Genomic DNA, 25,019 nt, shown 5'->3' with positions numbered 1-25,019 from the left:
CTGACGAGAACTCTGTGGGGGTGTGTCATCGGGTGAATGCGCCCGAGTCCGCGGCGAGGGCCGCGCTGGTGGCCGCGCGGTCGGGCAGGCGGGGGTCCGGCGGGGTGCGTAGCAGGACCAGTTGGTGGTAGATCGGGGCGGTGGCGGCGATCAGTAGGGCGCGCGCGTCGACGTCGGCGGGGAGCTCGCCGCGGTGGGCCGCTCGCTCGACGATGATCTCGGACTGGGCGTAGCGGTCATCCCATAGTCGTCGCAGAGCTCGGGCGGCTTCCTCGGATCGGAACGAGGCGGCGATCAGTGCCACTGCGAGCGACGGTTCCTCGGTCAAGGAATCCTGTATCTCGTGGTTGAGCGCGGCGAGGTCGCCGCGCAGGGAGCCGGTGTCGCGGGGGTGCCATGGCTGGTCGGTTGCCGCATCGAAGAGGTCGGCGAGCAGGCCGCCGACGTCTTGCCAGCGGCGATACACCGTGGCGCGGTGCACGCCTGCGCGGGTCGCGACGGCGTCCATGCTGAGCGCGTCGTAGCCGTGTTCGGCCAGCTCGGCGGTGACGGCGTCGAGCACCTGGGTTCGGATGCGGGCGGTTCGGCCACCCGGACGGGGGCGCGCCGGGGGAGCGGGCTCGCCGGCGTCCGATGCGGATCTCATTGTCGGCAATCCGATCGTTTGACGGAGTAGGGCTGTCGACGTAGCTTAGTGCGACAGTTGTCGTATTAGGAAGCCTCGACTTCCACCGCACCCGATAGCTCACGCGTCGAAGGAGTTTCGCTGTGCCTCACGATTCCGCGCTTGTTCCCGCTGACCCAGCAGTGCTGCACCCCATGCCCGACCAGCCGCGAGTCGTACTGCTGAAGCCGCTGATCACCTCATCGCTCATCGAGGTCGGCGAGTACTCCTACTACGACGACCCCGACGACCCGACCGCCTTCGCAACGCGCAATGTCCTTTACCACTACGGCCCCGAGAAACTGATCATCGGGAAGTTCTGCGCGCTCGGCACCGGGACGCGGTTCATTATGAACGGGGCCAACCACCGCATGGACGGCCCGTCGACCTTCCCGTTTCCCACCATGGGTGGCTCCTGGTCGAACCACTTCGACCTGCTCACCGGCTTACCGGGGCGAGGCGACACCGTCGTCGGCAACGACGTCTGGTTCGGCAACGGCGCGACGGTGATGCCCGGCGTGCGGATCGGCCACGGCGCGATCATCAGCACCGGTTCCGTCGTCACCGCCGATGTGCCCGACTACGGCATCGTCGGTGGAAATCCGGCCCGCCTCATTCGAACCCGCTTCGACGACCGCGATGTCGCCCGGCTGCTGGCAGTGGCGTGGTGGGACTGGCCCGCCGAACACATCACCGCACACGTGCCGGCGATCATGTCGGGCAGCATCGACGAACTGGAAGCCGCCGCCGAATCCTTGAAATGAGTGAAATGCCTTCTCGCCCAGCCCATATCGCGATGGTCGGGATCCCCATCGTCAGCCATGTCCTGCCGAGCCTCGAGATCATCCGTGAGCTGGTGGCGCGTGGCCATCGCGTCACCTACGCCAACGACCCGGCCGTATCAGACCTGATCACCGGAGCCGGTGCCGAGCTGATCGCGTGCACCTCGACGCTGCCGGTGGCCGACAACAATTGGCCCGACGACCCCGTCGCGGTGATGAACCTGTTCCTCGACAACGCACTACTGGCGCTCCCGCAACTGCGCGCGGCCTACGACCACGACCCCGCGGATCTCTATCTGTACGACATCGGCGCCTACGCCGGACGCGCCCTCGCCGAATCCCAGAACCGCCGGTTGACCCAGCTCTCGCCCACCTTCGTGGCGTGGGAAGGCTACGAACAGGACGTGGCGGCCCGCCTGCGCCAGCTACCGGGTGCCGAGGCATACCAGGAGAGGTTCGCCCAGTGGCTCGCCGAATGCGGCGCCTCGACCACCGATGTCGATGACTTCTCCGGCTTGCCCGCTGATGCCCTGGCGCTGATTCCCCGGGCGATGCAACCACATGCCGACCAAGTCGACTCCGGCACAGTGACTTTCGTCGGCCCCTGCTTCGACACACACCAGTCAGCGGGTTGGGTCCGCCCCGCCGGCGCGGAGAAGGTACTGCTGATCTCCCTGGGTTCGGCGTACACACGCCAACCAGCGTTCTACCGCCGATGCCTGAAAGCCTTCGGCGACCTGCCCGACTGGCACGTGGTCCTTCAAATCGGCAAACACACCGACCCGAACGAGCTCGGCGCCATCGCGGCCAATGTCGAAGTGCACTCCTGGGTTCCCCAGCGGGCGATCCTGGAACGGGCGGACGCCTTCGTCACCCACGCCGGTATGGGCGGCTGCGGTGAAGGGCTGCTGGCGGGTGTCCCGATGATCGCCGTGCCCCAGGGCGCCGAACAGTTCATGAACGCGGACCGGCTCGTCGAACTGGGGGTTGCCCGCCGCATCGATACCCCGGATGCCACCGCCCAGAACCTGCGGGCCGCGCTGGACAACCTGGTCGGCGACCCGGAGGTCGCCCGCCGCTCGGCGCAGCTGCGCACCGAAGCGATAGCCGAAGGCGGGACCACGCGTGCCGCCGATCTCATCGAAAACATGCTGGGCTGAACCACATCCAGCCGTATCCGGCTTGTTCCAAGAATTGTCCCGACCGCTATTTGTGGGTCGTCGATTGAGACAACTGTCCCGTTGCGCGAAGTGAGATTTCATGGCTTGCCCTCATGGAGTTTGCCTGCTGGCGAGGCTGTGACCTGGGGTGGACCGCCTTCGATGGCAGAGCGAGCGTGCGATTATCCGGTGCAGGCGGTCCGTTCGATTGTCCCGTTGCGCGAAGCGGTATTTTATGTCTTCGCCGGCGGGTCAATAGCGTTGGATTCATGGATCGGAATTTTCAGTCGGCAGAAGAACTCGGCGCCGCTTTGCGTGCCGGTGAGGTGACATCGGTGGAACTGACCGATGAGGCGATCGCCCGTATCGAGCGCGACGACACGGTGATCAATGCGATCTGTGTGCCGAACTTCGACCGTGCTCGGTCCGCCGCGCAGCGTGCCGATCAGGCGCGAGCCCGCGGTGAGGATCGGCCGCTGCTCGGTATTCCGGTGACAGTCAAGGAGTCCTACAACGTCGCTGGGCTGCCCACGACCTGGGGCATGCCGCAGCACAAGAACTACGTACCGACCGAGCACGCGGTACAGGTGTCGCGTCTCGAAGCCGCCGGGGCGGTGGTGCTCGGCAAGACCAATGTGCCGTTGGGACTGCGAGATATCCAGAGCTTCAACGAGATCTACGGCACCACCAACAACCCGTGGGATCACGGCCGCACGCCGGGTGGCTCCTCCGGCGGATCGGCGGCGGCACTGGCGTGCGGATTCGGCGCGCTGTCCGTCGGCTCCGACATCGGCGGTTCGTTGCGCACCCCGGCGCATTTCTGTGGTGTCTACGCGCACAAGCCGACACTCGGGCTGGCGGCGAACCGCGGAATGGTCGCGCCGCCCGCGTCGGCATTGCCGGTCGACCTCGACCTCGCTGTTGTCGGTCCGATGGCGCGCACTGCCCGCGACCTCACCCTGCTCCTCGATGTCATGGCCGGACCGGACCCACTGACGCTCGGTACGGCGTATGACCTGACACTGCGGCCCGCGCGCCACGAGCGGCTCAGCGACTTCCGAGTGCTGGTCCTCGACGAGCATCCGCTCATTGCGACCGGGATCGCGGTGCGGGCAGGCGTGAACCGGGTGGCCGACGCGCTTGTCGACGGCGGTGCCCGCGTCGAACGGCACAGTCCGTTGCTGCCCGATCTCACCGAAGCCGCGACGCTCTACATGCAGCTGTTGTTCTCGGGCGCCGTCGCAAGTTTCCCCGTCGAAGAGTACGAGCAACTGCGGACCCGCGCCGCCGGACTGAGCGCCGACGACCAGAGTCTCGTCGCCACGCGGCTGCGCGGCATGGTTTTCACCCACCGCGACTGGCTGGCGGCGAACAACCGCCGCGAACTCCACCGCCACGGCTGGCGGCAACTCTTCGCCGAGTTCGATGCCGTGGTGTGCCCGATCACCCCGACTCCCGCATTCCCCCACAACCACCACCCCGATCTGCTGGAACGCCGAATCGACATCGACGGCATGGAGTACCCGTACCTCGACCAGCTCGTCTGGGCAGGTCTGGCCACCATGCCAGGCCTACCCGCCACCGCCATACCGGCGGGCTGGTCACCCGAGGGCTTGCCGGTGGGAGTACAGCTCATCGGCCCGATGTTCTCCGACCGCACCCCACTGCGGCTGGCCGAACTGCTCGAGCGGAAGATCGGCGGCTTCCGAGCACCATCTCGTGAGTAGGTTCGCGAGTATCGACAGCGCTCACGACCGCCTACGCTCGGGCCTGTCGTCAGATCGCTGACAGCCCAGAGATTCTCACCGACCTCCCTGGTCGCGCAGCCCGATGCTAGTGGCGTGGCCTGACCCAACCGCCGAATGCCTTCTCGAGTGTGAGGGCCGCGGCGATCGAGAGGTGATCACGGTTCGGGCCTGCGACCACCTGCACCCCTAGTGGCAGACCATGGGTGCCGCGGCCGAGGGGAACCTGGGTGACCGGTAGTCCTGCGAGGCTGAACGGTGCGACCGTGTTCGTGCGCCACAGACGCCCGGTGGTGCGACCGTGGCGGGGTGCGACCGTGGTCAGGGTGGGGTGCAGGAGCAATCCGTCGCCGATGGTTTCGGTGATCTCGGTGGCAGCGTTGTGTGCGGCGGCGGTGATGCGCCGGGCCGCCGGGGCGGGTAGTCGTGCTGCGAACAGTTCGCCGAGCGCGAGGAGCCGGGTGGCGGGTGTGTGGTCCCCTCGGGTGGCGGTGAGTTCGTTTACCGTGAGGATCTCGGCGCCTTCGTTGCGCATGATCTCGGCGAAGCTGATCCCGGTTTCCTCGGCCAGCACGATCGTGGCGAACAGCCCGATCATCCGCAGTGAACGCATCGGCACGCGGGTGATCTCCGCGCCGGCCTCGGTGAGCGCGGTGGCGGCCCGGTCGCGTGCTGCCAGCACTTCGCGGCCGACACCGGGGGCGAACGTTTTGTCGAGCAGCACCACGCGAACACCGCGGAGCGAGGTCGTCGCCGGATCGCCGAGGGTGACTTCCTGTGTCAGTGGATCGGTCCCGTCGGGCCCGGCCATGATCTGCAGCAGTGGCATGAGATCGGCTGCGCGGCGGGCGATGACCCCGTTGGAACACAAGGCGGCGACCCCGTAGGGCGGCGGCCAGGCGCCGGTGGTCGGGAGCAGGCCGGTCGAGGGACGGTGACCGAACACTCCGTTGCAGAAGGCCGGGATGCGGATCGAGCCCAGGGTGTCGGTGGCCAATCCGAGTGGGGAGCCGCCACTGCCGACGGCGGCACCTTCACCGCCGGAGGACCCGCCCGCTGTGCGTGTTCGGTCGTGCGCATTGCTGGTTCGCCCGTAGACCCGGTTGGTCGACTCGATCCACATGCACCCCTCGGAGGTGTTCGTCAGCCCGAGCACGATCGCGCCCGCGTCCAGAACTCGTTGCACCACAGTGGCATTGGTGGCGGGACGTCGGTGCTTTCGTGCCACGACACCCGCCGTGTTGGGCAAGTCGGCCACGGCCAGGGATTCCTTGACGGTGATCGGTACGCCGAACAGCGGCGGCAGTTCCGCCGGTCCGGTCGCGAGGTGGGCATCGGCGGCGTCGGCCTGCTGTCGCGCGGTGTCGTAGCAGTCGACGACCACGGCGTTCGTGGCAGGCGCGAAGCGTTCCAGGACGGCGATGTGGGCGTCGATCACCGCACGGACGGTTACCTCGCGTGCGCGGATCGACGCGGCCAGGCCGATCGCGGACTCATCAGTGATCGTCATGCCGTCTGGGCGGAGCATCATGCGTTACAGTATTACGTATTCTGTCAAGTAGTAGCTCGCGGGCCGTGGGTGAGTACACCACTCGCCGGGAATGTTGGAGCAGGCCTCACAACGTGGCTGATCCTGAAGCCCTCGCCACAAGGTAGGTCTATCCGGCTGCTGCCGCACGTCCAGCCGAGCAAGTCAGAGGGTGAGCATTGCCGCAGCGACCTGGTCGGCCGCGGCGGCCCGCAACGAGGTGCCCATGTCGTCGAGGACGAGCAGTCGCGCCGCGGAGATCTCGGCGGCGAGGACCTCGCCGTTGCCGACCGGGAAGAACGGGTCGGCACGACCGTGCACAACCAGCGTGGGCACGTCGAGCTCACCGAGGCGCTCTCGCCATCGCGGGGCGCAGTCGATCCGGGAGAACACCATCCCGAGCTGGTTCGCCTGGTGCACCACGGGATCGCTCGACCGCGTCCTGTCCCAGATTCGAGCCGCCGTCGCTCGTGCCTGCTCAGGATCGTTGCCCAGCGGCTCGGCGCCCTCGGCGGCGAACGCAGCGACGGCATCCCGGTCGGTCCAGGTCGGCTTCGAGCGGGAGAACACCGCGCCCATGACCGCGCGGTCATGGTCTGGCAGGTCCTCGTCGACCGCGCCCGGCGCCACCGCCCGGGTGCCGACAAGGGTCAGTGCGGCGAACACATCCGGGTGGTCCAGCGCGGCGACCTGGGCGACCATTCCGCCGACACCGACCCCACCGAGATGGGCGGTCTCCGCACCGAGCACCCCGACCAGCGCGGCCGCGTCGGCGACGAGATCGCGCAGGTCGTACGCGGGATTCTCCGGGTCGAGGGTCGTCGACGCACCGGAGTCACGTAGGTCGTAGCGGACCACGCGCCGCCCGTCCGACGCGAGCCGCTCGCACAGCGCGTCGGGCCAGGACAACATCGTTGGGCCGCCGACCAGCAGGACCAGGGGATCGTCCTCGCGACCGAAGCTCTCGATGCCGAGATCCACGCCGTTCGCCCGTACCGCGGTCATGCCACATCGAATCGGTTTCGTCATGCCGAGACTCCTGTCTGTCGGTATATGCACCGATATAGACGACGGAATCACCCGAAATTCATCGGCGTGGAAATCGCCTCCGGCCGCGCATTAGGGTCTGACCGCATGGCAGTCCTCTCCCGCGCCATCAGATGGCTGGCGGTCGTACTCGGCGTGGCCGTCGCGATTCCGATGCTCGCGACCCTGGCCTTCGCGGCCATCGGCCACCCCGAATGCGCGACCATCCCGCAAGATGTGGGTCCCTGCGGATACTGGGCCCGCGTGGCGGAATACGGGCCGTTCATCATGCTGTGGGGAACGGTCGGCACCGCGGGCTGCGGAGCAACGGTGTGGCTGATGGTCGTCTCCGTGCTCGGTCTCTTCGCAGCGCTTCGCCCTCGCCGCGAGTAATATCGTCGCGCTGGGCAGACAGGCAGTTGGAGATCGGCGACCTCGACCGCGCCCTGGACGGCCCCGGGTCCGCCGAGTCGCGACCGACGGGCGGTCGATCATCGAGGTCGCAGCGGAGGTCATCGGACTCGCGCGCTGGCTCCCGCCCGAGGCCCGATCGGTCGGCTCCCTTCGTTGGGCCCGATGGCGCCGGATTTCGCGACGCTGCGGCGACCCATTCAGCGGCCTGTGCGGCAACCTCGTCACTGCCCTGAGCGGCCTGCGTGACGCGCTCAACGCAGTGTCCAAGGTGGTCGCCGACGAGGCCGGCCACAACTCACCTCTGGTCCGATCCCTGCTCAACGCACGGGTCCTCGGCCCGTGCCGGACACAGATCCGGAGCTACCTGACGGATTTGCCGCCGACGGATTTGATGAGTCCGTAGACGACCTCGAGTCCACCCAAGGCCATCAATACGATGCCCAGCTTGGTCAGCGTGACGACCGGTGTCTCTATACCGCCGGTGAATCGCCACAGCACGAAACCGATAACGAGGGTTATGCCGCCCATGATCACGGCCCTTGTTCCTGAATTCATCTCGGACCTCTCCCAGTAGTTCATACGATCGTACTGTACAGTCGTATGGGTTGGTAAGTCGATAGGTCACCCGGCGACGCCACCGATCATCGACGCAATAGTTTCCCTAGCTGGAGGTCAGTCCATGGCCGAGTTCATCAGTGCGATAGCGGCGGACAGTGCGCACGCGCTGCGGCGTGCGGAGCTGTTGGACGGCGTCCTCGAACTCGCGGCGACCCGGGGAATGGAGGCGGTGAGCGTGCGTGAGGTCGCCGCGCAAGTCGGGGTGTCCCCAGCGAAGGTGCAGTACTACTTCCGTACCAAGGACGAATTGCTGATCGCCGCGTTCAGGCACGTTGAACAGCTGCTCGACGACCGCACGGCGCAGGTGAGCTACGAGCACGGCGTGGCAACGGCACTGCGGGAAGTTCTGGTGGATTGGCTTCCGGTCGACGCGGTGCGGGCGCGGTTGGTGAAGGTATGGATCGCGTTCCTCGCGCGCGCCGTCGTGACCGAGGCACTCGCCGCGATCGAGTCGGCCTATCAGCGGCGCACCCAGGCGCAATTGATCGGGGCGATCGAATCCGGTGTCGAATCCGGCGAATACGCGCCGGAGGTTGATCCCGCACTCGAGGCGCGCCTCCTGTCCGCGCTGGTCGAGGGGTTGTCGGTGCGCATGCTGACCGACCCGGCAGGCCTGCCCGCCGACACCGCTATCGCAACCCTCGACGCGCACCTGGCCGTCCACCCCAGGCGGGCAAACCACCGCGCGCCGTCGCATGCGCAACACCGAGCGTATTAAGCCATGCGATGGAGACGTATTCGGGAGCAACCCTATGCTGACCTGGACCAATGGCCAATCAATGGTCGGTCGAAGGGGCGCGATCCGGCGCGGCCGAGACGACCTGGTCCGGTAGCCGGTCGTCGGCAGATGGCACCGTACCCCGGCCAGCGGCCACGGCGACGATCACTTGGCAGGTCGCGGCGACGCACATCAGAATGATCGGTGCGTGCCAGCCGGAACTGACGGTGTGCAGCAGCCAGAAAACCACAGGTCCTACGGCGGCCAGCAGGTAGCCGATCGACTGCGCCATCGCCGACAACGCGCCCGCCGCAGTCGCATCCGCGGCGCGCAGGCCGAGGAAGGCCAACGCGAGCACCAGGCACGCTCCGCCGCCCAGTCCGAGTACAACACTCCACAGCAGTGCCCATCCCGGCGTAGCCAGTAGCCCGACGTAACCAATGAGCATGACTGCCGAGCTCCCCGCCGCCACCGCGCGCTGGTCACGTGCCCATCGCAACGCGGCGGGTACCGCCAGGCTGGTCACCACCGCGACCGCCTGGAACGTGAACAACAGCCATCCCGCCGCGGCCGCACTGAATCCACTGTCCTGGAAGACCTGAGGCAGCCAGGTGACGACGACATAGAAGCTCAGCGACTGCAATCCCATGAACGCGGTGACCGCCCACGCCAGCGCCGATCCCCACGGCAACCGGTGGCTGCGGACCGGCACCTGAGTCGCCCGCGACGTCCGTACCTGCGGGAGCCACAGCACGACAGCCGCCAGGGCGAGCACGATCCAGCAACCCAGTGCGGTGGACCATCCGCCAGAGGCGACCTGGCTGATCGGCACCGCGACGCCGGAAGCCACCGCTGCCACAGCCCCCATCACCGTGGCGTATGCACTGGTCAGTAGCCCCACGCGGGTCGGGAAATCGCGCTTGATCAAGCTTGGCAGCAGGACATTGCCGACCGCGATTCCCGCCCCGATCAGGACGGTCCCCGCGAATAGGCTGCCGGTAGCCGGAAACCATCGAACCGCGATCCCCAGCGTGAGCACCACCAGCGCACCCCAGAGGAGCCGCTCCGGCCCCCACCGCGCCGCAAGTCGCGGAACCAGCGGAGATATCACCGCGAACGCCAACAAGGGCAGTGAGCTCAACAGCCCAGCCACGGCCGGAGCCAAATCGAGGTCGGCCTGAACGCGACCGAGTAACGGACCGACCCCGGTCAAGCTCGGCCGTAGGTTCGCCGCCACCACCAGCAACCCCCACACCAGGAGCGCTTGCGCCGAACGGCCCGTCGGTCGCCCCGGATTCGGTGAGAACAGGATGGAACGTTGCTTCGACATGGCGCCGACCTCTCGTGGCATAATGCGGAATGTGGAATCCGAATTCCGGATTGAAGTCTAGCCAGAGGAACCTTTGGGATGTCAACCCCGCAGATCCGCCGCAAGACCCGTGCCGACGCCGAGCGCAATCGAGACCGCGTCCTCGAGGCGGCTCGCACGATGTTCGCCGCGTCCGGCTACGACGTGCAGATGTCGGAGGTCGCGCGCGCGGCGGGCGTCGGCGTCGGGACGCTGTATCGCAAGTTCCCGACCCGGGAAGCGCTGATCGAGGCCATCGCAGAGCAGCGCACTGTCGAGATCGCCGGCACCGCACGTCATTTCGTCGAAGCGGACGATTCCGGTCGAGCCGGTTTGGCCGGATTCCTGCATCACGTGGGCGAGGTGCTGGCAGAAGATCGCGGCATGTCCGAGGTGATCGAAAAGGCCATGGGCTCGAACGAACCGCGGGGACAGACGCATGCGGCACTGCTCGCCAGCATGGAGGAGTTGATCGATCGGGCGCGGGTGCACGGCGCAGTCGGACAGGACGTGACGACCGGGGACATCGACATGGTCATCTGTGGCCTGGCGGCTGTCATCCGCAACGCCGCGGGCGATTGGCGGCGGTACATCGAGATCGCACTCGAGGGTCTGCGTGCTCGTTGAGCAGGCGCGCTCCGTCCGATGCTCCGGGCATTACCTTGGCCCGTAGTCCTTCTCGGCCGATCGGATGTCACCGATCCGTACGGCGGTCCCCAATTCCGTGTCTATTACGTTGCGTTGTGTGCGACCAAACGTAAACGTAAATCGTGTGAGGTCATTCGAACCTGGCACGAATCCTGACCGCCGATAATGTTCACTTATCGGCGGTCAGGTTCGAATGGGCGGGATTCGAGTCTCCAAGAGGTGGCATGAGTTTCGTTTCGTGTAATACGTATGGAAAGGACGAAACAAACGCTACGATTCTCCCGTGCCGAGCATCTGCAACTACCCGGGCTGCGCCCGCCCCATTACCCGCGCCGGCGGCCCGGGTCGTCCTTCCGAGTACTGCGATCACCCGGACCACACGCGGTGGCGGGCGTGGCGGGAAAGGCAACGGCAGCAACAGGAGTCCGAGGGTGCGACGGCTACTGTCACTGTGACGGCTCAGGGGCCGGTGACGGTGGCTCGGTTGCGGGCCGATGAGTTACTCGGGCAGTTTCGAGGGCTGGCCGAGCAGCTGGGAACCACGTTGAACGCCGCGGTGGCCGAGCTGCAAACGATCGGGGATCCGTCAGTGGCCGAGGCGCAGGTCCAGGCTGCGCAGGCCGACGCGGCGCGACGGATCGCCGAGGCCGAGATGGCAACGGTGGCGGCCCAACAAGCGCGGCGCGAGGCCGAAGAGGCACGCGCACTGGCGGAGTCGGTGGCCGAGGAGGCGGTGGCTGCCGCGGAACAGGCTGAGCAGGCCGTGGGTGAGGCACTCGCGGCCAGGGATGAAGTCGTGGCCTCGGTGGACGCGCTCACCAGGCAGGCAGCCGAGGACGTGTTCGCGGCGCGCAGCGACGCCGAGGCGCAAGTGCGTGCGGCGCAACGACAAGCAGCCGACGACATCGACACAGCGAAACAAGAAGCCGACGACTCCGTGACACGCGCCGAGCAGCGTGCCGATACCGAGATCGCGCACCAGCGCCGAGACGCCGATGCCCGGATCGCGGCCGCGAACGCCGAACGCGACCTGGCGATCCAGCGGGCCGCCGACGCCGACCGTGCCACCGAACGTGCCGAGCAAGCCAGCGCCGAACGCGTAGAAGCCGCCGCCGAAGCACGCGAGGAGTGGCGCCGGGCCCGCACCGAACTCGATGCCGCGCGCGGCGAACTCGACCGCACCCGTACCGAACTCGCGGAGTTGCGCCGCACCACCACCGTCGAAACCCAGCAACGCCGCGACGAATCGGCGGCCGCGCTGGCGCGGGTCCGTAGCGAAGCCGCCGAACGATGGGCTGCGCTCGACGATGCCCGCAAGCAAACGCTGGCCCGTGCCGAACGCGCCGAAGCTCAGCTCGACGAACTCCTCGCTGCCACCCGCACCCCGGTGCCCGCGACCATGAGTGGGGTATCGGCGGCGGTGAGTAGTGACCTGGACTAGCGTCACGCACATGACCGAGCAGCCCGGCCCTCTCGAATCGACCCGTGAGTTCGCCGCCATCGACATCGACGACATGCTGAACGCCGAAGAAACCTACACCGGCCCGACGTCACGGACGCGGCTGATCGCGATCCTGGTGGTGGCGGCGCTGGTACTGAGCGCCGGTGCCACCACCCTCGCGATCCTGCTGGCCTGACCCCTCAGGCGGGCCGAGCCAACGGGGTGTCGGGGTCGCCGGAATGGCGCAGCGCGACGATCTGTTCGGGCACCCAGTAGATCCGGCCGAATTCGAACGCCTGATAGATGCCGTCGTCGTGGGCGGTCTCGTCGGAGACAGGCCAGCCGAGCTCGCCGTTCTCGTACCCGGCCGCCGCCCAACGCGCACCGATCGCACCGTGCACCCAGTGCGCCGGTTGTGTGGCGCGCCGGTAGACGGTGCCGCCTTGAAAGGCTTGCGCCAGCCCGGGGCCGGACCCTCGTGGATCGGACAGTTCGGTGTGCTCGGCGGTCGGGTAGCCCAAGGGGCCTGTTTCCCGCCCCAGCTCGGCATACTTGGCCATGACCGCCGTCGGGATGGCGTGGGCATCGGTGGCCGGATGCCAGTAGACGTAGCCGTGTTCGAATTCGGCGAAACGTCCTACCCCGTCCGGCGCGGTGAGTTCGCCGTCTGTGCGGCGTGTGCCCAGCCACGGGGACGCGCCGGCACGAACATCGATCGCGGTCTGCCCGGTCCCACCGGCGAACGAGGCGACGTGGGCCGCGAACACATCCCACGGGAAGTTCGGGCCGACATCGGTGTGCGAGCCGATGCCGAGAGCCGTTGTGACGTACTGATGGTCGGAGATGCCGTCGGCCACGTGGTAATCGGGCCCGATCACCTCGGTCGAGTACCCGTGCCGGTGCGCGCTGCGCACGGCGTGGAACGCCGCGATCCGCAGATCACCGTCGATACCCAGCCACTGCTCACGCGACCACGCGATCCGACTGCCGGCGAAGCACAGATTCACGGTGAAAGGGTTCGCCGAGAGCACCGACCACGACGCCAGTTCCTCCGGCACTACCCGCACCACCACCGCGTCGCGCAGCGTGTAGTGGTAGGACACTCCGTTGGCCGGGTTGTTCAGGTAGGCGGCAAGGGATTCGGCGGTGCCGTTGCCTTCCTGGGTGTGCAACAGGAAGTTGGTGACCCGGGCGCCGTCGCGCGGGGAATGCGAGGCTCCGAGCCGGTCGATCTCGCTGAACTGCGGTACCGATGCCGAGCGGTCGAGTGCCCACTGCCCGAAGTCGGGGGCGAGGATGTCGTTGACGTCGACGCGGGTGCCGTCGATCAGAGGTCCTGGGTTGCTCGGGGTGTCGATCACCCGCTGGTAGAGCACGGCGCGCGGTTCCCGTTCGGTGCCCGACCAAGCACGTGTCTGCCACGCCCAGCTGAATTGCCCTCGCGCACCGATCACCCCGTCCTCGACTGCCCACGCGCACACCCGCGCATGCCCGTAGATGCCGGTCCATGCCGTACCCAGCACCGCGTTGACGCCGCGGAAGAACTCGACGGCCGTGCTGTTCCACTGCGACAGCGAGATGTCCTCGTCGACGGCGAAGAAGATCGGTGCGTGTCGCGGTGCGCCCACGCTCAGGTGGGTGGCCAGCGCCTGTTCGGCCATCTGCCGGCCGCCCTCGAAACCGGTGGTCCAGTCCGACGGGGTCGCGTCGCCCGGTTTGCCGTATTGCCAGATGGAGACGATGTCGAGCCCAGCGGCGGTGAGCGCGCGAGCGTAGTCGGCGGTGATCGGTTTGGCACCGAAGTTCGCGCCCGGTCTGCTCGGTGAGATGTAGGCGAGGACCGCCGAATGGCCCGCCGCGGCGATCGCCCGCGGATCGATGAGCCGGGCCGCGAAATCGACAGCTGTAGACATGATTGACCCCCTGTATGACTGCGTATCCGATGGAATTCCCGAGATGGTGGAACTATCGCGATGATGTGCGCTGGTACCCGAGGATCGTTACCGCGGTGAGGATCTCACCGTGCACCATTCTAAACGAAACACTCACTCCCGCACCATCGTTCACCAACGATCAAGGTAGTACCCAGATTCGGGAGTAGTTTCACTCACGCACGGCGGCCCATGTGCCCGCTAACCTTTCGCCATGGTGGCGCAGCTGATGTGGGGGATTCCGACGCACGGGTTCTTCGTCGCGCTGGGTGTCGCAGTCGCCGCGGTGGTGTTCGTGGCCGAATGCCGACGACGCGCCGCACTGCGCGAAGAGTCCCTGGTCGCGGTCACCGGGGCATTGGTCGGTGGGGCGATCGGCATGCGGTTGTCGAGCCTGGCCGAGACGCTGGATCCCGTGGAGAGCTGGATGTTCGGTGCGCGCAGCGTGCTCGGCGGCTTGCTCGGCGCGTATGTGGGCGTGTTGATCGCGAAGAAGATCATCGGATATCGGGAACGGACCGGTGATCTGTTCGCACCCGCGGTGGCGCTCGGCATGGCAGTGGGGCGCATCGGGTGCCTGCTCACCGAGGCACCGGGACGGCCGACGAGCCTGCCGTGGGGGATCCACGCGCCCGCGACGGTGCCGCAGTGCCCCGGGTGCGTGGCCGGTGTGGCGATGCATCCGAGTTTTCTCTACGAAATCGTGTTCCAGTTGGCCGCTTTCGGCGCACTGTGGTGGTTGCGCGAGCGGATCAGCACGCCGGGAGAGCTGTTCACCCTCTATGTCGGTGCCTATGCGATCTTCCGGTTCCTGGTCGAGTTCACCCGCGCCAACGACACGGTATGGCTGGATCTGACGCGCCCGCAATGGTTCCTGCTGCCGGGACTGGTCCTGGTCGCGGTGCGCTGGAGCATCGGCTACCGGCGCGGAAACTATGACGGTGTACTTCGACGAAAGGTCGTAGCATGAACTTTCCTCCCGGACCACCACCGAACATGCCGCCCCCGCCACCGCACCAGGGCGGGAAACCGCCCGGGCAGGGCGGTCAGGTCGCGGCGATGGCGTTGGCGGGCGCGATGGCGTTCATCGTGGCCAACGCGATGGCAGGATTCTTCGTGTTCATGGTGGTCGCCTCCATCAATGACGACACCGCGACCAAGGTGCTGTTCGGGCTCACCGCGGTGGCCGGTGCGGCGGTGGCCTTCGGGGGTGGCTGGCTGTTGATCCGGCGTAAACGGCCCGCGCCCAAGGGGTTCGGGATGGGGCTGATGATCGGGTGGTCGTTGGTCACGGTGTGCACGGCGGGTTTGTGCACGGCCATCAACCCGGAGCTGTACACGGGCATGTTCGGGATGGCGCGATGACCGGGATGCCGTTGCGGGGCGATCGAATCCTGCGTTATGTCACGGCGTTCTGCCCCCGCTGTCACGACGAACACCCCGAGACCCCGCTGCCCGACGTCGCGCGACTGTCGGGGTGGTTGGCCGAACGGGACGGGAAGGTATTCCTCGAACGCGGGTGTCGCACCCACGGCATGGTGCGGACCCTCTACGACGAGGACCCCGAGATCCTGGCCTACCTCGAAGAGTGGACGGCCCCGACCAAAGCGCACCTGCCCGACGCCGCGGGCAATTTCGATCCGGTGCCCTCGGCATACCTGCGTGGATTGCCCGAGATGCAGACGCAGCACACCTGCATCCTGCTCGAGGACATCATCGACAGCTGTAACCTGCGCTGCCCCACCTGTTTCGCCGACTCCTCGCCCGCATTGCGCGGTGTGGTGTCGGTCGAGGACGTGCTGGCCAATGTCGACCAGCGGCTGGCCCGCGAGAACGGGCGCCTCGATGTGCTGATGCTCAGCGGCGGCGAACCGACCCTGCATCCGCAGTTGGCGCGTCTGCTCGCCGAGCTGACCGCACGGCCGATCACCCGGATCCTGCTCAACACCAACGGTCTGCGCATCGCCGTCGACGACGAGTTGCTGGCGCTGCTGCGTGCGCATCGCGACCGGGTCGAGGTGTATCTGCAATACGACGGGGAAACGGCGCAGGCCTCACGCCATCATCGTGGTGGCGACCTGCGGGTGCGCAAACAGCAGGCGCTGGATCGGCTTTCGTCGAACGCTGTCTTCACCACCTTGGTGATGACGGTCGCGCTGGGCGTGAACGACGACGAGATCGGTGCGGTCTTGCGCACGGCGATGGATACACCGTTCGTCGGCGGGGTCTCGATCCAACCGCAATTCGGTTCCGGGCGTTCGGGAGCGATCGACCCGATGGACCGGCTCACCCACACCGGTGTGCTGCGCCGACTCGGCCCGCAGACCGACGGCCGAATCACCTGGCGCGATCTCACCGCGCTGCCGTGTTCGCATCCGCACTGCTGCTCGGTCGGTTACCTGCTGCGTGACGACGCCGGGCAATGGCGGTCGCTGGTCTCGCTGATCGGGCACGAGAGGTTGAAGCAGCAACTGGGGTTGGTGTCGAACCGGATCGCGGACTCGGCGCTGCCCGCCGAACTGCGGGTGGCGGTGCAGGAATCGCTGCTGGGATTGCTGTCGGAGCAGTCGTCGCTGTCGCACCCGGAGATCGGGCGGGTGTGGCGAAACATCTGCGAGAACTGTGATCTGGGAATGTCGACCCTGCTCACGTTGGCGTCGTCGGCATTGCCCGGTCGGCGCAAACGGTTGCGGACGCTGCTCGGGGAACGGGTTGTGCGGATCACGGTCAAACCGTTCATGGATATGTCGACGATGATCGAGGAACGGCTCACCCAGTGTTGCGTGCACGTCGGGACCCGCGCTGATGCCGATCAGTGCGCGCCGTTCTGTGCGGTGCAGGCGTGGCCGGCGCTGTCGCGGCAGCGGTTGTCGGCGGCGGCACCGTCAGGCCGGGCGTTGTTGCCAGTGGAGGTGCGGTGAGCGAGCGCGGGGTCTATTACGAGGAGGCGGTGCGCGGGCAGCAGCCACACGACCCGTTGAGGTTGTGTGTGGTCGCGACCGTGGCGTTGCTGACGTGGCTGGTGGGGCCGTGGGCGGTGGTCGGGTTCGGTGCGCTCGCGTTCGTCGGATATTGGCGGGCGTGGCGGGCCGGGTTGCGGCGCAGTCGATGCTGGTTGCGCGATACCCGACTGGTGCTGGTGTATGTCGGGGCGATCGCCGTGGTCGGGGTCGTCGCCGCGCTGTGGTGACGGTGTGTCGCCGAAGTCGTTGCCGCAGAACAGTAGCGGGCAGGCGTGGCGCGCGGTTGACTGGTAGCCATGGCCTCCACTCGATCCAGCAGGCAGCGCCGATCAGGGGTGCCCGCACCCGCGGTCCCGCCGGGCGAACTGATCGTCATCACCACGCCGACCGGCCCGGAGATCACCCCGGCCGCCCTGCGCGAGAACCGATCCGTCCGCACCAGGGTCGATGAATTGCTACCCGGCACGGCACGCCTGGTGCCGATCTTCGGTCCGGACAACCGGCTCGCGGGCAGACTGGCCGACACGCCGCAGGCGCCGGTCGCGGGGGAGTACCTCAGTTTCTACGCGGTGCACGGTGAGCTGGGCGACCTCGGTGAGCTCGCGCACCGGCTACGCGAGGACGACACCGTCGCCGCCGCCTATGTGAAGCCCGCGGCCGAACCGCCGCTGGCACCCCTCGCACAGAACATCGTCGCACCGCGCGCTCCCGCAGTGACACCCGATTTCCGGGTCAGGCAGGCCTATCTGGATGCCGCGCCGAACGGCATCGACGCGGTGTGGGCGCACGGTCGGCCCGGCGGGCTCGGCACCGGCGTGCGGGTGATCGACGTCGAGGGTGCGTGGCGGTTCACCCACGAGGATCTGCGCCAGAACCAAGGCGGGGTGATCGGTGGCACCGCATCGGCCGATCTGGGTTGGCGCAATCACGGCACCGCCGTGGCCGGTGAGATCAGCGGCGACCTCAACGCCGTCGGTGTCACCGGAATCGCACCCGAAGCCCACATCAGAGCCATCTCCATCTTCGGTATCGGCTCGGCCGCCGCGATCCGCTCCGCAGCCGACGCCCTGAACCCCGGCGACATCGTTCTGATCGAATTGCACCGTCCCGGACCACGATTCGACTACCGGGGCACCCCCGATCAGCGCGGCTACATCGCCGTCGAATGGTGGCCCGACGACCTCGCTGCCATCCGCTACGCCGTGAGCCGCGGCGTCGTCGTCGTCGAAGCGGCGGGCAACGGCGGCGAGAACCTCGACGACGCGGTCTACGACACCCGCCCCGGCGACTTCCCCGCCACCTGGCACAACCCGTTCCGCGCCGGCCTCGCCGACTCCGGCGCCATCCTGGTCGGCGCGGGCGCCCCACCGCCGGGCCTGCACGGCCGAGACCACGGCCCCGCCCGCTCCCGCCTCGACTTCTCCAACCACGGCGCCCGCCTCGACGCCCAAGGCTGGGGTCGCGAAGTCACCACCACCGGCTACGGCGACCTCCAAGGCGGCCCCGACGAAGACCTCTGGTACACCGACGAATTCAGCGGCACCTCCAGCGCCTCCCCGATCGTCGTCGGCGCCATCGCCGCCTACCAGGGCATCCGCACCCACGGCCCCGGCCGCGCAACCCCCGACCAGATCAGAACCCTCCTGCGCACCACAGGCTCCCCCCAAACCCCCGCCCCGACCCGCCCCAACACCCAACGCATCGGCACCCTCCCCGACCTGCGGGCCATGACCGCGAAAGGCTGACCGCTATGGCTGTCATCCACCAGACCAGCGTTACCCCGTCCAAGCTCGATATCGTCGCGGCGTGGTTGCCCAGTCGGCAGTGGTATCAGGGCACGATTCCACAGATACACAAAGCCGGCGGATTCCGGCTCGACGATCCTGTCGGCGAGGTGGGTATCGAATTCCTGTTGTTTGTCGATGATTCCGGTGCTGACCAGGTGTTGTATCAGGTGCCGTTGACCTATCGTGGGGCACCGCTCCCGGGCGGTGAGTCAGCGCTACTCGGCACAGCCGAGCATGGAGTTCTCGGCTGCCGCTGGATCTACGACGCCACCCGCGATCCGGTAGCGATCGGTGCCATCGGGGCTCTGCTGACAGATCGGACGACGGCTCAGGCTCAGAGCCTCAGCGACACGACAGATCCGACGGTCATTGTGACGCAGGCCGAGCAGAAACTCATTGACGGTGATATCGGCATCGGTGTGGACGGTGTCGCGCACACCGACGTTCCCCTCGGGTTCGCTGTCGTGCGATTCCATCGCGCGCCCACAGCCGCGCGACTCGGCGGGGCAGGCGCCGTCTCCGCGCCCTCCGTGCTGGGCCCGGTCGTCGAGTTGATCACTGTGCTGACCGAATAGACGTTGCAGCGGCTCCGCGACACGCCATATCGGGTCGAAAACCAGATGTGGCGAGGCCGGGTGGCGTGGGAGGGTACGGGGATGGCATCGGTGAAGAGTGTTTGCGTTCGGGCGGGTACTCAGGCGGACGCGGCTGCGATTACGGGGTTGCAGGAGGCCGGGTTCGGCATGCGGTACGGGGGTGATGAGAACGAGTTCCGGGGAGATATTTTTCCGGTCGAGCGGTCGTTGGTCGCGGTGGAGGGTGACCGGATCGTGGGGCATACGGTCGATCGGACGATGACGGTCACGGTGCCGGGGGAGCGGTCGGTGCGGGCGTGTGGGGTGTCGGGTGTCGCGGTGGCGCCGACGCATCGGCGGCGGGGGATCTTGCGCGAGCTCTATGCGGCCCAGCATGCTCGGACCGAGGCCGATGGGTTGCCGTTGACGATCTTCACTGCCAGTGAGGGCACGATATACGGGCGGTTCGGGTACGAGGTGGCCATTCTCGAGACCGCGGTGTCCATCGATACGCGCCGGGCCGAATTCCGGTCAACCACACCTGATCCCGGTGGCGTCACTTTGGAGACACTGGCCGACGCCGCCCCGCGTATTCGCGAGATCTACGAGCGCTGGCAGAAAGTGACATCGGGGGCGCAGGGTCGTCCGGATGCCAAGTGGGACCTGTTCTTCGCTGATGTGGAGCGTCACCGCCAAGGTGCGACGACACTGTTCGTGCTGCTCCACGCCGACGGCTACGCCCTGTTTCGGCGCTCCAGGCGTGCGGACTGTGGCATCGCCTCGGTCTGGGAATTCCGTGCCGTGACCCCCGACGCGCACGCCGCGCTGTGGCGGGTGCTGCTCGGCATGGACCTCGTCGACACCGTCGAAGCCGAGATCGCCGACGACGATCCGCTCGCCTACATGCTCACCGACCCGCGCACGGTGCAGGTGACCCACCGCGGCGACGCACTGTGGGCGCGGGTCATGGACGTACCCGCCGCCTTGACCGCCCGCACCTACCGCGCCGACCTCGACACCGTCGTGGCGGTGCACGACCCGTTCCGTGACGCCGGCGGGAACTTCGCCCTGCGGATCCGCGACGGCATCGCCGAGTGCGAGCCGACCACCCGGCCGGCGACTCTCGGCTTCGACATCAACATTCTCGGCGCCCTCTACTTCGGTGGGCAGCGCGCGAGCACTTTCGCCGCCGCGCATCGGATCGCGGTCGAGGATCCGATGGTGCTGCGTGCGTTCGACGAAGCGTTCGTCGCCGACCGTGCGCCGCAATTGGGTTGGTTCTTCTAGGCGCCGCGACGACAGGCGCGTTCGCCCCGAAGGTCGCGGCCTCGGGAGTACGGTAGGTAGCTGTGGATTCGCACGAGGTCGATTCTTCGGTTCGGGTGCGTGGCGCCCGGGTCCACAATCTGCGTGCTGTCGACACGGACATGCCGCGAAATGCCCTGGTCGAATTCACCGGCCTTTCGGGTTCGGGCAAGTCGTCGCTGGCATTCGGCACTCGCTACGTGGAACCGCAACGCCGATACCTGGAGTCGGTGGCTCTGTATGCCCGACGGTTGCCGGGCCGGTCGCTGAGCATCCGCGAAGGCGCCATCGCGTCGTGGCCCGGCGCCTGCGCCGACCACGTGACCGACTTGGGAGGTGGTGGGCAGGGAGGCTGGATCGCGGCGCAGGGGACACCGGAGCGGGTTGCGGAGAATCCGGTCAGCCGGACCTCGCCCTACCTGCTGGAGCGGCTGGCATGACCCGCAGCGCTGATCGGACCCGGAATGCGATGCTCGTCGCCGGTGGGTGCGCGTTCGCGCTGGGTGTGGCGCTGCTGCTGTGGCCGGGGCGCGACGAATCGACGCTGGCGATGCTGTTCGGGATCTCGCTGGTCCTGAGCACCGCGGTGCAGGCGTATCTGGCGATGATGGCGCGGATCGCGTTCTTGCTGCGGGTGCTGGTGCTGATCAGCGCTGGGCTCACGGGGATATTGGCGGGGCTGGTCTTCCACGGCGGCAATATCGAACTGCTCGCGCTGTGGATCGGCATCGGCTGGTCGGTGCGCGGCATCGTGCAGGCGCTGGTCGCGGCGTGGGACGACAGCATCGTCGACGGCTGGGCGCACGAAGTGTGCGGGCTCGCCACCGCCGCGATCGGTATCACTATCATCGCGATCACCTTCCAGACGGTCACGGGGCTGGCCACGATGGCCGGTGCTGGGCTGGTCGTGATCGGTGTCATGGAACTGCTCGCCGGCGGGCTCGGGCGGGCGGCTCTGCACGCGGCGCACGGGTCCGCGCACGAGGATCAGGTGCCACCGGTTCGGGCCGCGACCGAGCTCTAGTAGCGAATCACACACTGCGAGTTCGTTATTGGAGGTTTACGCGAACTCGGGGACAACGCGACATTGCGGGCAGTCGAGCGCGCGCTGAACTCTGTGCGCACCCTCGCTCACAGCTGGGGTAACTGTGCTGCGCGCCGGTAGCGTGGCCCGCGGCGTGCGCACGGGAGGCCCTGTTCGGCGCGCCGATTCCGCAGCCCGATGTGAGCCCAGGAGAAAAGTGTGTCGCGCGTAGTCCCCGGCGTAGCTGCCGATGCCGTCCAGCGTGAAAAGCTGGCCATGCGGCGCATGACCGAGAGTTTGGTCGAAGACCTGTCCGAGAACGTCCCCGTCGACCAGGTGACGTCGGCGGTAGGCGCCGCGCACCATCGTTTCCGCGGTAACCCGATCCGGGAGTTCGTGCCGATTCTGGTCGAGCGGATCGTCCGGCGTGAACTCGCCGATCCCGATCCTACGGTGCGGGTCCCGGCCCCCGCGGCCAGCGTGCGGGCCTCCGAGCTGATCGCGCGCGAGTCGAACACGACCGAGGAGCAGGCGAAGCGGTCGGTGAGCAGGCGTGCGGTGGTGCCGTTGTCGATCGGCGCGGCCGTGGTCGTCGCCGGGGTTGTCGCCGGGGTAGTGCTGTTGCCCGGTGGTGCCGATGCTCCGGCCGGCGCTCCTGTCGCGGCACCGACTGTGGTGCGTGGGGTCGTCGGGTCGGAGAAGATGGCGTTCTTCGCCGACGAGCGCGTGGTGCAGGTGCTCGCCGACAACGGTATCCGTGTTCAGGTCGAACCGGCCGGTTCGCGGCAGATCGCGACCACCGTCGACCTCGGCGCCTTCGATTTCGCGTTCCCGTCGAGCATTCCGGCCGCGGAACGAATCCAGCGTCAACGCAACATCACCACCAAATACACGCCGTTCTCGTCACCGATCGCGATCGCCACCTTTCGGCCGATCGCGGACCTGCTGACGGCGGCCGGGGTGATCAAGCCCGGACCGGTCGCGACGTTCGACATGAACAAGTACCTGGAGCTGGCCGGAACCGGTGTGCAGTGGGACGACCTGCCCGACAACACCACCTACCCGGTCGCCAAGAACATCCTCGTCTCCACCACCGACCCGCGCAGCTCCAACTCCGCGGCCATGTACCTGTCGATCGCCAGCTACGTCGCCAACGACCACACCATCGTGCGCGGCGCCACCGCCGAACAGCACGTGCTGCCCGCGCTGTCGAAACTGTTCCTCGCCCAGGGCTACACCGACAACAGCAGCGACGGACCGTTCAACCAGTACCTCACCAACGGGATGGGCCCGATGCCACTGGTCTGCATCTACGAGGCACAGTTCGTCGAAGCGGCGGGCGAGGGCCGGATCAAGCCCGACATGGTGCTGACCTACCCGACCCCGACGGTCCTGTCGAGCCACACCCTCGTCCCGCTGAACGCCACCGGCGACAAGATCGGCAAACTACTCACCGACAACCCCGAACTGCGTCGCCTGGCCGCCGACCACGGTTTCCGCACCGGCGACACCGCCCAGTTCACCTCGATCGCCGCCGAACGTTCGGTCCCCGTGGCCGCCGACCTGATCGACGTGGTCGACGTGCCTGCCTACGAGACGCTCGAGCACCTGCTCGACGGAGTGGCCAACTCCTACAACTGAACCCGTCTCACACCGGTGCCGCGCAGCTATCGGCTGTGCGGCACTCGCGTTCTTCCCACTCGGGGTCACCGTAGTATTCGCCGAAAATCGGGCGGATATGGCGTAGCTCCTGGTGTTTGAGTTCGCGGTTGGCCTGCGGCGCAGGATGTTTGGTGGTCGGCTTAGCGGCCGATGAGGTTGGCCGGCGTGCTGGAGGCTGGGGTTCGTGGCGACACGGGTGTTCGCGGATGAGGAACTGGAGCGTCTGCGGGGTTCCCGGAGATCAGCCGCGAGGAACTGTTCCGGTTCTTCACGCTTACGCCTGCTGACGTGGCGTTCGTCGACCCCGGCCGCGGTCGCGGACCAGCGGACCGGCTGGGACTCGCCCTCGCGCTGTGCACATTGCCGTGGCTCGGCTTCGTTTCCGACAGGCTGACCACAGCGCCGCAGGTCGCGGTGGCTCGGTTGGCCGAGCAGCTGAATGTCGATGCGGCGCAGCTTCGTTCGTACGGCAAGCGAGCCAAGACCCGGACCGAGCACGTGCGCCTGGTGGCGCAGTATCTGAGCTGGCGGCCGGCCGGGACGATGGAGCTGAAGGAACTCGACGAGTTCCTGCTGGCGCGGGCGATGGAGCACGATTCGCCGACCCTGCTGTTCCGGCCAGTTCAGCACGGCCGAACGGAGGATGCAGCGGGAGCTGGCCGTGCGCGGCCGCTCCGGCGAGGACTGGCAAGAGCTCAACAAGGGCGAATCCTTGCACGCGCTGCGCCGCGACCTGCTCTATGCCCACGAAGGCATGATCCGGGCTCGTCATCTGGAGGACCAAACCGAACTGACCCTGGCCACGAACGCCGTAGTCGCCTGGACCACAGAATATTATGGGCTCGCGGTCGAGCGCGATCGAGGTTGATGTCGACGCCGAACTCGCTCAGCTTGGACCGACCGGTTACCGGCCGTTGCGTGTGCGCGACACCTTGTTCTGAGCACGGCCGGTCGGCTCCGCGATCAGGTCCCGTCTACCTCCGAGTCACTTGAACACAGTGTGGCGGTGCGGGTCTCGACGCGATTGATCGAGTCGATGTCAGTGTTCATCCGGTCCTGTGTTCGTGTCGCGGCATACCGCCGGGGCTCGCTTGCGGGTGCGCAGACGAGCCCCGGGGATCGCCGGGTTACCGGCCGGACGGGAGTGTTCAGATGTCGCCGAAGGCTGCCGCGTAGCGGATGACGCCACTGGGCAGGGGTTCGGTGTCCAGGCTCAGTACCATCAGCGCGTCGTCAGGGACGGACATCTTCATGGTGACGCCGTGGGTGCTGGCGCGGGTGAACCCGAAACGCGGGTAGTACTCGGGATGCCCGAGGACGGTGACGAAATGCTCACCCCTGGCCTGGGCGGCCTCGAAAGCGGCGCGGATCGCGGTCGATCCGACGCCGGTCTTCTGGTACTGGGGCAGGACCGCACACGGTCCCAGGCACAGTGCCGGGGTATCACCGATGTGCGCGCGGGTCAGCAGTACATAGCCAACGAGGGCGCCGGTGTCGTCGAGAGTGACGAGCGAGAGTCCGTCGATCCAGGCGGGGTCCTCCCGCAGCGCGTCGATGAGGTCGGCCTCTTCGGCGGTGTCGAACGCGGCAAGGTTGATCTCGCGGATCGCGGCGATATCGGCGCTGGTCTCGGCGCGAGTGGTCCAGTCGTTACGAGTACTCATGATTGTTGTCTTCCTG

General features: G+C 67.4%; 26 protein-coding genes and 1 pseudogene. 20 read left to right on the top strand and 7 right to left on the bottom strand.

Annotation, left to right across the window (positions count from 1 at the left end; genetic code table 11):
- Positions 1-25: 25 nt before the first annotated feature.
- Positions 26-646, bottom strand: a complete 621-nt coding sequence (locus ACFWO8_RS12995; RefSeq protein ID WP_378949096.1) for a TetR/AcrR family transcriptional regulator — start codon at positions 644-646, stop codon at positions 26-28.
- A gap of 173 nt (positions 647-819) precedes the next feature.
- On the opposite strand from ACFWO8_RS12995, the gene ACFWO8_RS12990 reads away from it, so the two are divergent.
- The 3 genes from ACFWO8_RS12990 to ACFWO8_RS12980 all read left to right on the top strand — a co-directional run bounded on the left by ACFWO8_RS12990 (position 820) and on the right by ACFWO8_RS12980 (position 4,333).
- Positions 820-1,428, top strand: a complete 609-nt coding sequence (locus ACFWO8_RS12990) for a CatB-related O-acetyltransferase (protein ID WP_378949767.1) — start codon at positions 820-822, stop codon at positions 1,426-1,428.
- A gap of 5 nt (positions 1,429-1,433) precedes the next feature.
- Complete coding sequence (locus ACFWO8_RS12985) at positions 1,434-2,606, top strand: macrolide family glycosyltransferase (protein ID WP_378949093.1); 1,173 nt, start codon at positions 1,434-1,436, stop codon at positions 2,604-2,606.
- A gap of 269 nt (positions 2,607-2,875) precedes the next feature.
- The gene (locus ACFWO8_RS12980) at positions 2,876-4,333 is read left to right on the top strand and encodes an amidase (RefSeq protein WP_378949088.1); all 1,458 of its coding nucleotides are present in this window, start codon (positions 2,876-2,878) and stop codon (positions 4,331-4,333) included.
- 106 nt (positions 4,334-4,439) lie between these two features.
- On the opposite strand, the gene ACFWO8_RS12975 is transcribed toward ACFWO8_RS12980, so the two are convergent.
- Positions 4,440-5,861 carry an amidase gene (locus ACFWO8_RS12975; RefSeq protein WP_378949085.1) on the bottom strand — a complete coding sequence of 474 codons (1,422 nt, stop codon included), beginning with the start codon at positions 5,859-5,861 and terminating at the stop codon, positions 4,440-4,442.
- A gap of 183 nt (positions 5,862-6,044) precedes the next feature.
- Positions 6,045-6,908 carry an alpha/beta fold hydrolase gene (locus tag ACFWO8_RS12970; RefSeq protein WP_378949082.1) on the bottom strand — a complete coding sequence of 288 codons (864 nt, stop codon included), beginning with the start codon at positions 6,906-6,908 and terminating at the stop codon, positions 6,045-6,047.
- Positions 6,909-7,013: 105 nt separating this feature from the next.
- On the opposite strand from ACFWO8_RS12970, the gene ACFWO8_RS12965 reads away from it, so the two are divergent.
- On the top strand, positions 7,014-7,298 hold the full coding sequence (locus ACFWO8_RS12965; RefSeq protein WP_378949078.1) for a hypothetical protein: 285 nt from the start codon (positions 7,014-7,016) through the stop codon (positions 7,296-7,298).
- A gap of 381 nt (positions 7,299-7,679) precedes the next feature.
- Here ACFWO8_RS12965 and ACFWO8_RS12960 read toward each other — a convergent pair whose 3' ends face one another.
- The gene (locus ACFWO8_RS12960; protein ID WP_378949075.1) at positions 7,680-7,898 is read right to left on the bottom strand and encodes a DUF5708 family protein; all 219 of its coding nucleotides are present in this window, start codon (positions 7,896-7,898) and stop codon (positions 7,680-7,682) included.
- Positions 7,899-7,998: 100 nt separating this feature from the next.
- On the opposite strand from ACFWO8_RS12960, the gene ACFWO8_RS12955 reads away from it, so the two are divergent.
- The gene (locus ACFWO8_RS12955) at positions 7,999-8,655 is read left to right on the top strand and encodes a TetR/AcrR family transcriptional regulator (protein WP_378949072.1); all 657 of its coding nucleotides are present in this window, start codon (positions 7,999-8,001) and stop codon (positions 8,653-8,655) included.
- Between the two features lie 58 nt (positions 8,656-8,713).
- Here ACFWO8_RS12955 and ACFWO8_RS12950 read toward each other — a convergent pair whose 3' ends face one another.
- Positions 8,714-9,985, bottom strand: coding sequence for an MFS transporter (locus tag ACFWO8_RS12950; RefSeq protein WP_378949069.1), 1,272 nt, complete (start codon positions 9,983-9,985; stop codon positions 8,714-8,716).
- 78 nt (positions 9,986-10,063) lie between these two features.
- Between ACFWO8_RS12950 and ACFWO8_RS12945 the strand changes: the two genes are divergently transcribed.
- The 3 genes from ACFWO8_RS12945 (at position 10,064) to ACFWO8_RS12935 (ending at position 12,288) form a co-directional block, all read left to right on the top strand.
- Positions 10,064-10,630 carry a TetR/AcrR family transcriptional regulator gene (locus ACFWO8_RS12945; protein WP_378949066.1) on the top strand — a complete coding sequence of 189 codons (567 nt, stop codon included), beginning with the start codon at positions 10,064-10,066 and terminating at the stop codon, positions 10,628-10,630.
- Between the two features lie 472 nt (positions 10,631-11,102).
- The gene (locus ACFWO8_RS12940; protein ID WP_378949063.1) at positions 11,103-12,092 is read left to right on the top strand and encodes a hypothetical protein; all 990 of its coding nucleotides are present in this window, start codon (positions 11,103-11,105) and stop codon (positions 12,090-12,092) included.
- 10 nt (positions 12,093-12,102) lie between these two features.
- Positions 12,103-12,288, top strand: coding sequence for a hypothetical protein (locus ACFWO8_RS12935; protein WP_378949060.1), 186 nt, complete (start codon positions 12,103-12,105; stop codon positions 12,286-12,288).
- A gap of 4 nt (positions 12,289-12,292) precedes the next feature.
- On the opposite strand, the gene ACFWO8_RS12930 is transcribed toward ACFWO8_RS12935, so the two are convergent.
- Positions 12,293-14,005 (bottom strand): glycoside hydrolase domain-containing protein, encoded by a 1,713-nt coding sequence (locus ACFWO8_RS12930; RefSeq protein ID WP_378949057.1) that lies wholly within the window; start codon positions 14,003-14,005, stop codon positions 12,293-12,295.
- 232 nt (positions 14,006-14,237) lie between these two features.
- Here ACFWO8_RS12930 and ACFWO8_RS12925 point away from each other — a divergent pair, with 232 nt between their 5' ends.
- From ACFWO8_RS12925 to ACFWO8_RS12870, 12 genes and pseudogenes are all read left to right on the top strand, one after another.
- Entirely contained in the window at positions 14,238-14,993 is a 756-nt protein-coding gene (locus ACFWO8_RS12925) for a prolipoprotein diacylglyceryl transferase (RefSeq protein ID WP_378949054.1), read from the top strand.
- On the top strand, positions 14,990-15,388 hold the full coding sequence (locus tag ACFWO8_RS12920) for a hypothetical protein (protein ID WP_378949051.1): 399 nt from the start codon (positions 14,990-14,992) through the stop codon (positions 15,386-15,388). Before ACFWO8_RS12925 ends, ACFWO8_RS12920 begins: the two co-directional genes overlap by 4 nt.
- 5 nt (positions 15,389-15,393) lie before the next feature.
- Entirely contained in the window at positions 15,394-16,944 is a 1,551-nt protein-coding gene (locus tag ACFWO8_RS12915; RefSeq protein ID WP_378949765.1) for a radical SAM protein, read from the top strand.
- Complete coding sequence (locus ACFWO8_RS12910; RefSeq protein WP_378949048.1) at positions 16,941-17,213, top strand: hypothetical protein; 273 nt, start codon at positions 16,941-16,943, stop codon at positions 17,211-17,213. Before ACFWO8_RS12915 ends, ACFWO8_RS12910 begins: the two co-directional genes overlap by 4 nt.
- A gap of 69 nt (positions 17,214-17,282) precedes the next feature.
- Positions 17,283-18,731 (top strand): S8 family serine peptidase, encoded by a 1,449-nt coding sequence (locus ACFWO8_RS12905; RefSeq protein WP_378949045.1) that lies wholly within the window; start codon positions 17,283-17,285, stop codon positions 18,729-18,731.
- 5 nt (positions 18,732-18,736) lie between these two features.
- A complete protein-coding gene (locus tag ACFWO8_RS12900) occupies positions 18,737-19,348 on the top strand; it encodes a 1,4-alpha-glucan branching protein (protein WP_378949042.1) in 612 nt (203 codons plus the stop codon).
- A gap of 45 nt (positions 19,349-19,393) precedes the next feature.
- Positions 19,394-20,635, top strand: coding sequence for a GNAT family N-acetyltransferase (locus ACFWO8_RS12895; protein ID WP_378949039.1), 1,242 nt, complete (start codon positions 19,394-19,396; stop codon positions 20,633-20,635).
- Positions 20,636-20,697: 62 nt separating this feature from the next.
- Positions 20,698-21,093 (top strand): hypothetical protein, encoded by a 396-nt coding sequence (locus ACFWO8_RS12890; protein ID WP_378949790.1) that lies wholly within the window; start codon positions 20,698-20,700, stop codon positions 21,091-21,093.
- Complete coding sequence (locus ACFWO8_RS12885; protein WP_378949036.1) at positions 21,090-21,677, top strand: DUF308 domain-containing protein; 588 nt, start codon at positions 21,090-21,092, stop codon at positions 21,675-21,677. The genes ACFWO8_RS12890 and ACFWO8_RS12885 overlap by 4 nt, the downstream gene beginning before the upstream one ends.
- Positions 21,678-21,896: 219 nt before the next feature.
- Positions 21,897-23,318 carry a three-helix bundle dimerization domain-containing protein gene (locus ACFWO8_RS12880; RefSeq protein WP_378949033.1) on the top strand — a complete coding sequence of 474 codons (1,422 nt, stop codon included), beginning with the start codon at positions 21,897-21,899 and terminating at the stop codon, positions 23,316-23,318.
- Between the two features lie 205 nt (positions 23,319-23,523).
- Positions 23,524-23,957: pseudogene (locus tag ACFWO8_RS12875) on the top strand (DUF4158 domain-containing protein); the annotation flags it as partial.
- Between the two features lie 25 nt (positions 23,958-23,982).
- Positions 23,983-24,207: a Tn3 family transposase gene (locus tag ACFWO8_RS12870; RefSeq protein ID WP_378949028.1), complete on the top strand. Its 225-nt coding sequence runs from the start codon at positions 23,983-23,985 to the stop codon at positions 24,205-24,207.
- Between the two features lie 280 nt (positions 24,208-24,487).
- On the opposite strand, the gene ACFWO8_RS12865 is transcribed toward ACFWO8_RS12870, so the two are convergent.
- On the bottom strand, positions 24,488-25,003 hold the full coding sequence (locus ACFWO8_RS12865; RefSeq protein ID WP_378949025.1) for a GNAT family N-acetyltransferase: 516 nt from the start codon (positions 25,001-25,003) through the stop codon (positions 24,488-24,490).
- Positions 25,004-25,019: the final 16 nt, after the last annotated feature.

Source organism: Nocardia sp. NPDC058480 (assembly GCF_042720495.1).
GTDB lineage: Bacteria > Actinomycetota > Actinomycetes > Mycobacteriales > Mycobacteriaceae > Nocardia.
This window is presented reverse-complemented; position numbering and strand designations above follow the sequence as displayed.